Raw genomic sequence first — 12,437 nt, forward strand, 5'->3', positions numbered from 1 at the left:
TACTTTCTAAACTTTGATTCAATTAATATTAGTTTGTTTTTCAAAAAATCTAATCGAAGGTATCAAACATTACATAAAGTTATAGAGTTCTTTATTGTGAAAGCTCACTCATTTCTTCCCAACCTTTTCAATGCTGCTGCACCTAAAGGCTTACCATCAATGGGACGTTTAACATTCTCAATCACTCCTTTATCTTTACAAAAGAATTTTTGATAGATAAACATATCATTTGAAATAAGATTAAATCATTTTGAACGAATTATCAAGCCGTAAAATTTAATTTTTAAAAAAATTCAGTAAAAAACCTATATGAAAATGGATTCTATCAAAGGGAGCGATAACGGAAAAATTTTTACGCACACATGGATACGAAATTACTACTCAAAAAAACCCCCTTACATTTATCTGCAAGGGGGTTTTCTTTTTATTCATTTTGCAAATAAACAAACGTGTTTCCACTTTACCCATTTTTTCATGTTTACATTATCCTATCTAGATGAAGCTATCTCCTAGAGGTAACGCCACATGCCCATCAAGTTAAGAGTTAAATTGCCCCCATAGAAAGGAAAACTGAATCGGATTGTATGAATAATTATGAAGAGATAGAATTTTCGTTTTGGAGATATTTCAAAAGTTTAGCTTGATGGGTATGTGAATCTCCTCTCTATAACAAATATTTTTTAGTAAATGTTAAAATTTTTACGAGAATGTAATTTTTTAACATTTTAATTTTTCTCAATTGTATAACTTTATTTTTGAACTATACTTAATTCGTAATCCCAAAATTAGGAAAGGAGCTTTGAGATAGGACATTTATCTTAATTGTTTACTTAGAGGAGTGATTAAAAAAATCAATGAAGGTAATGTGTTTCTAAATTAATCAGGAAGGGAACTTGAAGTGTTACTATGCTTTTTTTACTCATCTAAAAATATCATCAACATTTTTTTATAAGTGTGAATTTAAAAAATCCACTTTCGGCATTAGTGAAAAAACTGATATTTCGTATGTAAGTAATAATGAATTTTAACGAAGGGACTGATCTATATGAACAGAAGAAAGAATTGTAGATTACAAAAAACTATAAAGGTGTTTGCAACATCCGCTATTTTAGCAACCACGTTATTTACACCTATTATGTCAAACAATTTAGATGTACATGCTGAAACTGCACAAACTGCAACTCAATTTGAACAAAGAGAGTTTGACCTTCCAGGTACAGGAAGTTTTTGGGATGAAGCAAAAAGAGAAAAAAGAAGTGAGCAAAAAAATTATATGCCAACAGGCATATATGTGAAACCTAATGAACAGGTTACAATTACAGTATCAGGAACGCAAAAGATTAGAGCCATTATTGGGACACATCAATATGATAAAGAATGGGGAAAAGAAATTGATCTTTCTCCGGGCTCTAATACTATCTCTTCACCAAACGGCGGCGTATTAGGGTTAGATAATTTTCAAAGCACAGGAACAGTTAAGGTGCAAGTAACGCAAGGCGGTAGCCCTATTCCTTTCTTTGTATTAGGGAAACACACAAAAGCAGACTGGATTGCCATGATGAACAACTATCCAAATGCACATGCAGTACAATTGAAATCAGAACGAGCGGTGCTAACTGTAACTCGTGATAGTGCCAATAAATATATTGTAAATCAAGATCCTGTGCCCCTATTAAATAAATATGATGAAATGATTCGAGCGCAAGACAAGTTAGCAGGGCTATCTGAAACAGATCCTAATCCTTTACATCGTTCAACTCGTCGTATTTGGGCCTTTGTAGAAAATCCTAACGCACAAAGTTGGGGCATGTATGCAAGTTGGGATGGAGCCGTCTTTACGACTGCTGGTGAAGCTATCAAAAGCACTTTAAATGTCAATGAGTTTGGGTGGGGACAAATGCATGAAGCGGGACATGCACGACAACAATATCCATGGACGTGGAATGATTTAAGAGGTATGGGTGAAGTAACTAATAATCTATATTCTTTAGCTGCATTCAAGAAAATATACCCAAATATACCAACACGTTTAGATACAGAGGGAGATTATAATAGAGCTTTTGCGTATTTAAAACAAACAAATAAGGAATATAAAAATATTGACGACCTGTTTGTAAAACTTGTTATGCTTTGGCAACTTCATTTGGCATATGGGGATGATTTTTATCCAAATCTCCACAAATTATATCGTGAGATACCTGAAGATCAACTTCCCAAAACAGACGAGGATAAAATACAGGCATTTATTTACAATACATCGAAAATAGCAAAACAAAATGTACTGCCATTCTTTGATAAATGGGGATTAAAAGCAACACAAGAAACGAGACAAAAAGTAGAAGCTTTAAACAACCCAACATTAATTGCACCTATATGGGAAGCGACGGATGCTAAACCTGTTAAACCACTTGCTGTATTGTCAAAAAAAATAATGAAGGCAAGTGCAAATAGTGAGGAATCAACGGGCTCAGCTAGTAAGGCAATAGATGGAAAAACAGATACATTTTGGCATAGTACTTGGACACCAAATCAATATCCTTACAATTTGACACTAGAACTTGGTGATACACGTACCATTTCACAATTGGCATATCTTCCAAGGCAAGATTGGTCAGAAAATGGCCGTATTTTAACTTACAATATTTATACGAGTGTAGATGGCATTACGTATGACAAAATATCATCAGGAACATGGGAAAATAATAGTGATAAGAAAACGGCAACATTTACCCCAGTTACTGCAAAGTATGTAAAAGTGGAAGTAACGAAAGGACAGAATGGATTTGCTTCAGCAGCTGAAGTAGATATTTTAGGGTATTAATTATTTTCACTTGTAAATGAGTATATGATCACAGGGTGGATTTTGAAATATTTTGAGAATCTGCCCTGTGATATTTTTTGCGTATTTCATGTTCTGTTTTCACTTTATAATTTCTGATAGGAAATTAAGTGAATAAGTTTCACTTAATACTAATAAAGTAAAAGTCTATAATGATTCTTTAAAAATTTATTTCTCAAAAAAACAGGATAAAAAAATAAACAGCAGAACTAGTCCACTGTTTACTTTGCCACACCTTCATGTAATTTTTCTGTATAATCCTTTACATCTTTCCAGCTATCTTTCGCTGTATGTAAATCTTCTTTTATAAACGTAAACTCTTCCGGACTAATTCCTTTTACGTTTTGTAGTAAATTATTATATTTTGCACCTACTGTATACCATTGATTTGATATATTTTGCAGTGCTGCAATTGCTGCATCAATTGTTTCTGTCATGTTTGTTGTTTTATTTTTTATATCAGTCAAAATTACGACTTCTGCTTGTGCTCCTGAAATTCTATCTTTTAAATTAGCTATTTCTCTTTCTGCATTTGCGATATCTTTTTTCGCAACCGCAATCATCGGCCCGCCAGCAAGACATGTTATTAGCGCTACGCAAAGTACGCCACCAGCAATGACCATATCATTACTCTTTTTAATCGAATCGTTATATGTATTTATTTGTTGCTCTAGAGCTGGAATACCAGCATTCGTACTTGCCAATATTGATGTTAACTGATTTGTATCCTCTTTAAAACTATTTGTATCTTTCGCCATTCTATCGCGAAAAGCTTTCAAATTTCCTAATAATCCATCTACCTCATTTTGATTCTTTACAATATCCGCATACAACTTTTCTAAATCCGCTTTTAATTTTCCGCTATCCTTTTGATCAATCGCTATTAACATGTCATTATAATACGATTGAAAAGTATTATTGTAATTAATAATATTTTGATCCGTTTTCATAATTTGAGGCTTCATATTATTTAACCAATATGCTGCATTAACTTTTGCATCTCTTTGATGCTGAATCATATTCCCTTTAAATTCACTATTAATCGAACTTATTTTACTTAAATCCGTCTCTTGTTGATTTTGAATTAATTTTGCATATGAATCCATTGCAAATATACTTGATGTCGTTTGTGCCATTACATCTTGGAATCCAGCTGGTCCAAGAGAATAGTTTTTCACATTTTCTTGTAGCACCTTTACATTTTGTTCTGCTGCAAAAGGATGTAAAGGAAATGCGTTACTTGTTGCCACCCCAGCAATCATTACCGCTAAAAGACATTTTTTATAAAAACTTTTCTGCATATTTTTCACCTATTCTCCTTATAAGGATATCAAAAGCTCCTGCTCACAACTGAACAGGAGCTTCAAATCATTCATCAACACTTAACGCTCTAACGATTCGTATTCAATTATGCTTTTTTCGTATCTACTACTTTAATATCTTCAGCATAAATCTTTTCTGCATAGTCTTTAATGTTTTTCCAGCTATCTTTCGCAATGTTTAAATCTTCTTTAATGAAAACTAGGTCGTTTGGACTAATAGAATCTACATTTTGAAGTAAAGAATTGTATTTTGATCCCATTGTGTACCATTGGTTTGAAATATTTTGTAACGCTGTAATTGCAGTATCAATTGTATTTGTTAAATACTCTGTTTGTGTTTTAATGTTCGTTAATCCTGCTACTTCTAATTGCGCAGTTGTAACTTGTCCTGTTATCTTTTGAATTTCTGCTTGTGCATTATCAAGCTCTTTCTTCGCTAATACGATTCCAGCTGTACCACCGCCTACAGCTGCTGCGCCACCTGCAATTAATGCTACTCCTAGCGGTGTTCCTGCGCCCGTAGCAATAACTACTGCACCACCGATAATTGCAATTGGTCCTAGAGCTGTCGCAACAGATGAACCGATAATAATTGCATTATATTTACTAATTGCTTCATTGTACGTTGTAATTTGATTTTGTAATAGTGGAATCCCTGCATCTTGACTAGCTAATATAGATGTAATTTGATTTGCATCACCCTTGAAGTTTTGCGTATCCGAAGTCATTTTATTTCGGAATTTCTTCAAGTCTTCTACTAACTGATCCACTTGCGCTTTATTTTCATTAATACTACTTGATAATCTAGTTAAGCCTTTCGTAAGAGTTGCTTTATCCTTTGCATCAACTGCAGCAACTAAAGCATCATAATAGTTTTGGAATTTCGTATTGTAGTTAATGATATTTTGATTCGTTGAAATAAGCTGTGGTTTTAATACATCTAACCATTGCTTCGCATTTCCTCTCGCTGTATCTTGATGCTGAATGACTTTTCCTTTTAAAGCCGCATCAACAGATGATACATTACCAAAGTTAACATTACCTTGTTTAATAATTGTTAAAGCGTACAGATCCATTACTAAAGCATTTGAACCTGTTCTTTCCATTGCATCTTTTAAGCCTTCTGGTCCTAATGAGTATTCTTCATAGTCATTATAAGCTTTTGCTACCGCATGAACTGGAGCTTGTTTCACTGTACTTTCAGCTGCATACGTATGAGCCGGCATAATATTTCCTGCTGCAAATACTGCCATAAGTGCTGATAGAGCCATTACTTTATAAGGTTTTTTTGTCATTTTTCTTCTCTCCCTATATCGCTAATTATTTTTCTGTTTAATGTACTTCAACGTTTGTAACGTAATCTTCAAATTGATTTGTTTGCTTATTCATTTCATCACTTACTTTTTTAATTTGATTGAAATGTTTTTGAAGTAAACTACTGTCTGTATACGTGCCTTCTTCAACATTTGTTTGAATTTGAATCATATTATTATTTAAAACTTTCCAATCCGTTAATAACGTTTCTAAAGTTATAATTTGACGATCAATTAATTCTGTAAAGCTATTTACTTGATCTTCAACGAATGTAATTTGAGTCGCCTCTGCTTCAGTTTGTGATAACTTTTGAATAAGTGGCAATAACTCTTTTTGCTTTTGTTGAATGCGAAGAGCTGCTTCTCTCGTTTGACTATCTGCAGCATTTACAATTTCATTACTTAAAGTACCGATAGAAACAAAATCGATTGTTTTCGTTTGTGCAGTTTGATTTGTGATTGTAAATACTTGTTTACCGATATTAATAGAACCTTTAATGATTTCTTGAGGTCTATTCAAAATAGTAGTTAGTTCAGCTTGAATTTCCCCTTGAATTCTTTTAATATCTTCTCTTAATTTCACAATATCTCCACTTGATCCTTGCAGTGTTTTTATTGCTTCATCGGCTTTAATTGATAAGTTGTTACTATCTTTGTCTAATACTGTTTTAAATCGATTTAACTCTAATAAATCTTGCTCCATACTCTCTTGGATGCTTTGTACTTGCAATTGTAATTTTCCATATGCACTCATAAAATCTGCTTTTGCTTGCTGATCTTCATTTACGTTTCCTGCTAGTTCATAGAGCTTACTATAATAGCTATTAAATCTAGTGCTGTATCTCATCATTTCTTGATTTAAGTCAATTAGCTTCGGATTATATTCATCAATCCATTCTCGTACATTCGCCTTTGCAAACTTTTGATGATTCGTTAAGCTACTCATCGCATTTACCTTAATGTCTGGCTGTTGCAAAATAATTAATCCGTATGCTTGAATAAGCGGTGATTGTGATCCTAACATTCTAATTGAATTGGATAATGTATTTGGAGCAATTACATTTTGCGCATATACTGTTTTCACTTCTGTTTGCCCCTCCTTAGCGTAAGCGCTTACAGGAATGAAGCAACTCGTAGATACTGCTGTAACCAATAACCCTGTAATTAAAGTCTTTTTCACTTTAACTCCTCCTATGTATTAGCAACTATTACTATCGCATTTTATTATTCTATTTTCTTGCCCATAATTTGAGATGATTAAAATAGAGAACGTTCTCACCGTGATCCATGTATGAACCACCTCTCTCGTATTGCTACAGTACTTACTTATCGTCACAAAACATTTTATTATTTTTCATATGTGTTTAGTATGAATAATATTGTATAAATTTTCTATTTCATCGAAATTCCCACATTCACACAGTGAATATATTACGTAAAAATATTATTCATTTTTAACTAAACAACATGCGTAAATATGAAATTTCGTTTTGTTTTCATATATGTTTTGTACTGTAAGGTCATTTAAACACAGCTGTTTATATAACGTAAAGAAGTATTTTCATTCCCTTTATTTTCAAGCTTTCATGTCCTTATTTCAAAATATAATCCGATTCACTTTATTGATTGAAATATCTACATATCACAACAGAAAACACTACTTGCAAATAATAGATAAAATTATATCTATATAATTTTTAAACCCATATGCAATTATGCATAGCATATACACAAAAAGGATAGCTTCATTTTCACGAAGCTATCCTTCAAAAATCTTCTTATTTTTTCAAATGATATGGAACTGTCGTAATAACAACATTTCTTTTATAAAGTAAATACGCACGTATGAGTAAACTGGATTGATTATGAAGAATGTTATGCCAACCTTTTTTCGGAATGAACTGTGGTATAACGACCGTAACGCGGTAATTCGATTCACTTGCCTTATACTGCACTGTATCAATGAATTTCGTTAGCGGCTGAATAATACTTCTATAATGAGAATGTAATGTAACAAGCCTTACTTCAGGTTGCCACACCTTCCATTTCTCTTCAAATTTCTTTTCCTCTTCTCTGTCAAAAGCAACATATACAGCGATAACTTGATCTGCAGAAAGAGATTTCGCATAGTTCAATGAATTTTCTACTACATGCGTCATACCTGCTACAGGAACGACAATTACATTCCCCTCAATTGGAATAAGAGGTTCACAAGTTTTTAAACTTAATTGATCACCCACTGCATCATAATGCTTCTTAATTCGATGAAACAAGAAGATAATAGCAGGTAAGAAAATAAGAATCGACCAAACTTGTGCAAATTTAGTTAAAAAGAACATGCTCATTACGATAAAACTAATAACTGCACCAATTAAATTAACCGTTAATTTTAAAGCCCATCCTTCAGGTTTTTCACGAAGCCACTTTAATACCATCCCTGTTTGAGAAAGTGTAAATGGAATAAATACACCTACTGCATATAACGGAATTAAATGTTCTGTTTGTCCTTGGAAAGCTACAATTAAAATAATCGAAGCAACTCCAAGTATTATAATACCGTTTGAGTAACCTAGACGGTCTCCTCTAATCGTAAACATTCTCGGTATGAATTTATCTTTTGCGAGGTTAACCGCTAATAAAGGAAATGCAGAATAGCCTGTATTAGCTGCGAGAATTAATATTAAAGCTGTTGTACCTTGTATGAAATAGTACATGAAATTACGTCCAAATGTTTGTTCAGCAATTTGAGAAACAACTGTTACTTCTTTACTCGGCGTCACTCCGTAATAATAAGCTAAAAATACAATTCCTGAAAATAACACAGCAAGTAATGCACCCATTGCAAGCAATGTTTTTGCAGCATTGTTTGGCGCAGGATCTTTAAAGTTCGGAATTGCATTTGAAATTGCTTCAACACCTGTTAAAGCAGAACTACCTGATGCAAATGCTCTTAACAGTAAAAACAAACTAATGCCCGCAACCGGCGTTCCGATCGGCGTGTGTAAAGTTGGTGAAACGTGACCAGTCAAAATATTATATATGCCTACACCAATTAATATAAATAGTGCTAAAACAAATAAATAAACAGGATATGCTAAAACGGAAGCTGATTCCGTTACTCCTCTTAAATTTAAGATGGTAATAAATATAACAAATATAATCGCAATGATTACATTATGTGCATGTAAACTAGGAAAAGCAGATGTTAGCGCATCTGTACCTGCAGATACACTTACCGCAACAGTTAAAATATAGTCGACTAATAAAGATCCTCCAGCAATTAAGCCTGGATTCATCCCTAAATTTTCTTTTGATACAACATACGCTCCCCCGCCATGCGGATAAGCAAAAATAATTTGACGATAAGATAAAATAAGGGCTGTCAATAATACTAATACCCCAACAGCGATCGGAATGGAATACCAATAAGCGATCGCTCCCACACCTGCTAAAGCAATTAAAATTTGTTCTGGACCGTAAGCAACTGATGACAATGCGTCAGAAGATAAAATAGCTAAAGCTTTCGTTTTATTAAGCTTTTGTTCTCCAAGCTCTGTTGATTTTAACGGTCTTCCAATTAAAAATCTTTTAATAGATGAAACCAATGCTGTCCACTCTCCAATAATTTTGTACGAACTTTTCTGCTTGTTACAGCCAGTAAACTATTTCTTCAGAAAACAAAAAATGTCTACAAGCCATAGCGAAATAGACTTGTAGACATTATTTTTTTTGTCGCACAAGCTCCACCTTCCTTCTCAATATAACGCTTACGAGGTTAGCTGTCGGATTCGGGCCTATGAGTAGCCCTACCTTTTTCAAGGATTCACCCCATCGGATTATGTACTAATCCGTAAAAACGGGTCCCCCGTACCATGCGGTTTCAGCGATTTAGAAAATTGAAACTGTGGATTATAATACTCCTTTATTTTCAAAAAGTAAACAAAAATTTTTAATAAGAAAAAAATTAAAATGATTGCGCATAATCCGCTGAGAAATATACATAATGAATATTAAAAATCCGCAAAGGAGACCCATATGTCTAAAGAAAAGAAGCCTATTTTTTCCGATTCATATTTAGATGCAGTAGCAAATGAAATTAATCAGTTATATGGTAAACGTGAACAGGAAATAAATTTGACAGATAGAACGAAAAGAAATAAATAATTTGTCATACAAAAAAATAAAAAAGATAGCAATACACTTATATATTGCTATCTTTTTTATTTTTTCATACATCTAATTCTATTACAGATTTGTTAAAGGTCATCTCTTCATACACCTTTAAATTTTGATATATAGATTCTAATAATGGTGCCGCTATAGAAAATTTCTCTGCTACATCCAGTAAATATCCTTGCAAGTGCTTCCCTTCAATAAACGAACCCTTTTCCATATCACGTTGCATTGATGACTTCATATCATACGAAATTTTATCAATCGTTTTCATATGTTCCTGGGCAATATTAGCCTTTACTGGAGCTCCTAATACTCTCATGATTTGTACAGATTCCTCAAACACATTACGGATAAAATCACGGCCGCCTTCACTTTCACGGATTGGTCCAATTGGTGCACGCATTAACGTTGTCACACCTGACATTACAGTAATAAATAAATATTTATGCCACATATCTTGCGTAATATTTTCACTTAAAACAAAACTAGACTTCGTACCTGAAAATGCTTTAGAAATATACTTTACTCTCTCTGAATTTTGAGACTTAATTTCTCCAAACACAAGTCTGTTGGCAGCGCTAGTTTGTACAATTTCTCCTTGATCGTTTAACGTCGTCTCGATAAAGCATAAACCGCCAATTACTTTTTCTTCGCCGAATTCTTTTTGTAGTAGTGATAAATGAGCGATACCATTTAACAATGGAATGATTACAGTATTATCGCCAACAAACGGCTTCAAATCTTGAATAGCCTCGTTTAAGTGATACGCTTTTGTTGAAAATAAAATAACATCAAATTGAGAAGTTCTCTCTTCTTTCGTTATTAATTTCGGTTGGAAGGAAAAATCCCCGTTAACACTTCGGATTACAAGTCCTCTTTCCTCTAATTGTTTTTTCCGTTTACTACGAACAAGAAACGTGACATCTTCTCCCTTCTCGACTAATCTGCCACCAAAAAATCCTCCGACTCCACCAGCGCCTAATACTAAAATCCTCATACAGCATGCCCCTTTTCAAAATACAATTTTATAACTTTTAGTATACATAACATTATACATGTCCTCTACTAAATAAGCTGAATTTTCACTCTCAATTGAGTATAAAAGAGTGGTTATTTTCAAATAAATTTGGGCATGTTGTTTCTATAGCATATATGGAAAGGAAACAATGTAGATGGAGGCAATACAAGCAATTGAGGAAAAAGGTGTAGCAACAGCTATATTTCAATTTTTGTTCCCGTTTTCGTTTAAAGCTGGATATGAACAAGATATGTTCCCTTTCTTACAAAAAAACGATTTTCGTCCTTTTCGGCTCGATCATCTCGATGATGAAAATACATATTATGGGGAGTTTAAAGTTTCACATCAAAATATGGAAGCATACTATCTTTCATTTACAAATAAAATTCTCTTTCCTCACTCAGAGCATCAAAAGGGCTTGCAACGTTATTCAAAGGACCTTAACTTAACTGGACATTTAACAACAAACCTTATTTCAATCCCATTCAAGATACACTCTATTGATGTAACACTTTGTCCTTATGAACTTGGCTTCTTAACAATTCGAACAGAAGTAAACACTGCTCCAAACATGACTTTATCTGAAGCAATCGAATTCGCTGCTCGCTTCCGTGTACTTGAAACTAAAACTGATACAAATGAGTCTATTTGTATTGAATGTAACGGAAAAAAGTATTCCCAAGTTGAAAAATTCATTTTTGGTTATTTATTTCATGGCGTAACTGATTTCTTTGAAAAGAAGAGATTAAGAAGTTCATACTTTCAAACCTTCCCTTTCTTTGAAGACCAAAGAATGTACGTTCAAACTTTATTGTCACTAAAAGAAGGTATGGAACTTAATGAAGTGGATGTTTATCGTACTTCCAGTCTTTCCGGATTAACAAGTGATGGTAAACCATATGTAAGTGCAAATAACCTTCCTTACATTCATGACTATTTAAAAAAACACGCTTACCAGAGATGGGCTCCAAATCGTTATTTCATTATGGAAGAACATATTTTTACATGTGTAACAAATGAAGGAGAACGCGAAATCTCTAAACTTGCTAGTCAAATGTACGGAGAATTTTATTACGCTTTATTATTAAACCTATTCCATAAAATTGTTTTATTAAAAATGGCAAACGCCTATGCTGAGCTAAACATTGAACAAGATACTAATGAAATAGAGAAATTAATTTATTCGATCAATTCGTTCACTGCTAATTATTTTTCTTTAGAATTAGTATCCCAATCACAAAGTGAAGATATTTTCTTCCGCTTAAGAAAACTTTTTAATATTGAGGTTCTATACTCGAACGCGAAACAAAATCTTGATAGTTTGTTTAAATATCAAGAAAATGTCGCCTCTAAAAAAGATAGCCTTTTATTATTAATTTTAACGCTCTACTCTGTAGTGGGCCAAATGTTAGGGTTTACTATGATTGACCTTTTAAGAAACACCGATTCAAACAAAATATCGTCCCCTCTTGAATTTTTCGCTCTATTAATTGCGATTAGCGGCATTGTCATTTCACTTATTTTAGGAGCCCAAAGTTTATACCAATGGGGTCTACAGCATAAACAAAGAAAAGCTTGGGTAAAACAAACGGTACTTTCTGCCGTTAAAGAGAAAGAGGATAAAAATTAAAGAAGGTTATTTTCAAATTCTTGGTGTGCTGCAGTAAGTGAAATTTTTATCAGCGATTTTTAAGATATATCAGTGATTTTTTAAATATATCGACTTACCGACAAAAAACGGCAAATGACAGGACTGGATAATAAAAAAA

8 protein-coding genes and 1 riboswitch are annotated in these 12,437 nt (G+C 33.2%); of the genes, 3 read left to right on the forward strand and 5 right to left on the reverse strand.

What is annotated here, in order from left to right; all coding sequences use genetic code 11:
- Nucleotides 1-1,045 precede the first annotated feature (1,045 nt).
- A complete protein-coding gene (locus ACS2FK_RS15690) occupies nucleotides 1,046-2,821 on the forward strand; it encodes a M60 family metallopeptidase (protein ID WP_001081793.1) in 1,776 nt (591 codons plus the stop codon).
- 239 nt (nucleotides 2,822-3,060) lie between these two features.
- On the opposite strand, the gene nheC is transcribed toward ACS2FK_RS15690, so the two are convergent.
- From nheC to ACS2FK_RS15710, 4 genes are all read right to left on the reverse strand, one after another.
- Nucleotides 3,061-4,140 carry a non-hemolytic enterotoxin subunit C gene (nheC, locus tag ACS2FK_RS15695; protein ID WP_063549282.1) on the reverse strand — a complete coding sequence of 360 codons (1,080 nt, stop codon included), beginning with the start codon at nucleotides 4,138-4,140 and terminating at the stop codon, nucleotides 3,061-3,063.
- A gap of 107 nt (nucleotides 4,141-4,247) precedes the next feature.
- Nucleotides 4,248-5,456 (reverse strand): non-hemolytic enterotoxin NHE subunit B, encoded by a 1,209-nt coding sequence (gene nheB, locus ACS2FK_RS15700; RefSeq protein ID WP_063547061.1) that lies wholly within the window; start codon nucleotides 5,454-5,456, stop codon nucleotides 4,248-4,250.
- A gap of 37 nt (nucleotides 5,457-5,493) precedes the next feature.
- The gene (gene nheA, locus ACS2FK_RS15705) at nucleotides 5,494-6,654 is read right to left on the reverse strand and encodes a non-hemolytic enterotoxin NHE subunit A (RefSeq protein ID WP_023521684.1); all 1,161 of its coding nucleotides are present in this window, start codon (nucleotides 6,652-6,654) and stop codon (nucleotides 5,494-5,496) included.
- 598 nt (nucleotides 6,655-7,252) lie between these two features.
- On the reverse strand, nucleotides 7,253-9,079 hold the full coding sequence (locus ACS2FK_RS15710; RefSeq protein ID WP_000254899.1) for an APC family permease: 1,827 nt from the start codon (nucleotides 9,077-9,079) through the stop codon (nucleotides 7,253-7,255).
- A gap of 144 nt (nucleotides 9,080-9,223) precedes the next feature.
- Nucleotides 9,224-9,370, reverse strand: a riboswitch (cyclic di-AMP (ydaO/yuaA leader).
- A 139-nt stretch (nucleotides 9,371-9,509) separates the two neighbouring features.
- Here ACS2FK_RS15710 and ACS2FK_RS15715 point away from each other — a divergent pair.
- Nucleotides 9,510-9,638 (forward strand): hypothetical protein, encoded by a 129-nt coding sequence (locus tag ACS2FK_RS15715; protein WP_000031873.1) that lies wholly within the window; start codon nucleotides 9,510-9,512, stop codon nucleotides 9,636-9,638.
- A 64-nt stretch (nucleotides 9,639-9,702) separates the two neighbouring features.
- Here the strand turns inward: ACS2FK_RS15715 and panE are convergent, their stop codons facing one another.
- Nucleotides 9,703-10,647 (reverse strand): 2-dehydropantoate 2-reductase, encoded by a 945-nt coding sequence (gene panE, locus ACS2FK_RS15720; protein WP_063547060.1) that lies wholly within the window; start codon nucleotides 10,645-10,647, stop codon nucleotides 9,703-9,705.
- A 175-nt stretch (nucleotides 10,648-10,822) separates the two neighbouring features.
- On the opposite strand from panE, the gene ACS2FK_RS15725 reads away from it, so the two are divergent.
- Entirely contained in the window at nucleotides 10,823-12,298 is a 1,476-nt protein-coding gene (locus tag ACS2FK_RS15725; RefSeq protein ID WP_063547059.1) for a hypothetical protein, read from the forward strand.
- Nucleotides 12,299-12,437 lie beyond the last annotated feature (139 nt).

Origin of the sequence: Bacillus cereus group sp. BceL220 (assembly GCF_051776965.1) — a bacterium.
Taxonomy (GTDB): Bacteria; Bacillota; Bacilli; order Bacillales; family Bacillaceae_G; genus Bacillus_A; species Bacillus_A cereus.

Excerpts from the sequence above, each read along its gene's own strand:
- ACS2FK_RS15690 (WP_001081793.1), top strand. The coding sequence starts at position 1,046 with ATGAACAGAAGAAAGAATTGTAGATTACAAAAAACTATAAAGGTGTTT.
- nheC (WP_063549282.1), bottom strand. The coding sequence starts at position 4,140 with ATGCAGAAAAGTTTTTATAAAAAATGTCTTTTAGCGGTAATGATTGCT.
- nheB (WP_063547061.1), bottom strand. The coding sequence starts at position 5,456 with ATGACAAAAAAACCTTATAAAGTAATGGCTCTATCAGCACTTATGGCA.
- ACS2FK_RS15715 (WP_000031873.1), top strand. The coding sequence starts at position 9,510 with ATGTCTAAAGAAAAGAAGCCTATTTTTTCCGATTCATATTTAGATGCA.
- panE (WP_063547060.1), bottom strand. The coding sequence starts at position 10,647 with ATGAGGATTTTAGTATTAGGCGCTGGTGGAGTCGGAGGATTTTTTGGT.
- ACS2FK_RS15725 (WP_063547059.1), top strand. The coding sequence starts at position 10,823 with ATGGAGGCAATACAAGCAATTGAGGAAAAAGGTGTAGCAACAGCTATA.